This window comes from Neglectibacter sp. X4 (assembly GCF_009917365.1).
GTDB lineage: Bacteria > Bacillota > Clostridia > Oscillospirales > Acutalibacteraceae > Acutalibacter.
In genome coordinates this window covers 1-1,017 of the sequence record NZ_QWLE01000178.1, presented here as the reverse complement: position 1 = coordinate 1,017, position 1,017 = coordinate 1, and the positions used below count along the sequence as shown (strand labels likewise).

General features: G+C 41.0%; 2 protein-coding genes. Both read right to left on the bottom strand.

Annotated features, from left to right (window positions below):
- A partial coding sequence (locus tag D1841_RS17525; protein WP_166554329.1) for a ParA family protein occupies positions 1-639 on the bottom strand: 639 nt, incomplete at its 3' end.
- A gap of 68 nt (positions 640-707) precedes the next feature.
- Positions 708-929 carry a hypothetical protein gene (locus tag D1841_RS17520; RefSeq protein ID WP_160202068.1) on the bottom strand — a complete coding sequence of 74 codons (222 nt, stop codon included), beginning with the start codon at positions 927-929 and terminating at the stop codon, positions 708-710.
- Between the last annotated feature and the right edge of the window lie 88 nt (positions 930-1,017).

Here is a 1,017-nt window from a genome sequence, read left to right as displayed (position 1 = left end):
GGGTATGGTATTTCCAAAGGCTGCATCAAGCTGCAACACAGTATCTTTTTGACTTCCGCTGCGGCCGTCTACCATCGTAAGCAGGATTCCCGCAATCTGCAGATCTGGATTAATCCGTTTTGCAAGAGATATTGACTTAAACAACTGCTCCATCCCTTTAACTGCAAAAACCTGTGCCTGTACTGGGATGACTACCTCATCAACTGCAACTAGACTGTTAATTGTCAATAACCCCAGCGAAGGTGATGTATCAACGATAATATAATCATATTGATCTCGAATATCGTTAATAATCAGCCGCAAAATCTGTTCTCGCTGGAATGCGTTAATTAACGACATTTCCAGCCCTGATAGAACTATATTTGCCGGAAAAAGGCTTATTCCAGGTTTTAAGACAAATTCAACTGCATTATACTCTGCTGCCTCTCCATTTGCCTTTGCCATAATCAAATCTGTAACTGTATGCGACAGTTTATCTGGTCGTTCAATACCCATGTTATATGTCAGATTAGCCTGTCCATCCATATCTATCAGCAGAACCTTGAACCCAGCATGATTTAACATATCCCCCAACGCTGCCGCGGTTGTTGTTTTTCCAACGCCGCCCTTTTGGTTTGCTACAGCAATTACTTTTCCCATGCTTTTTCTTCCTTTCCGTCCCACAGTGGGACATTTCCTCTCCGTCCCATCATGGGACAAAATATAAGTCAAAACTTTCTTTGCAACCTTCCGTTTGCAGGCCTAGTAAATATCAGAATGTTATCTGACTGTTTTATCACAGCAGCTGCTTCCTCCATATGAAAAGAATCTGAAGAAATTATATCTTTAGATATCATTTCATTCGCCTCTTGCAAAGCAGCATCCTCATCTGGTGCATTTATCTCTACAACGGCTGCCATCTTTTGTGTTATCTCGACCTGAAATCTCATATAATTATTCTCCTTTTTGGCATTAAAAAAGGGACATAACGAATATGTCCCTTAGTGAGCGTGTTCTCTATTTGTTCTCTGTTAGTTC

Coding starts and splice junctions, on each gene's coding strand:
- D1841_RS17520 (WP_160202068.1), bottom strand. CDS start 929: ATGAGATTTCAGGTCGAGATAACACAAAAGATGGCAGCCGTTGTAGAG.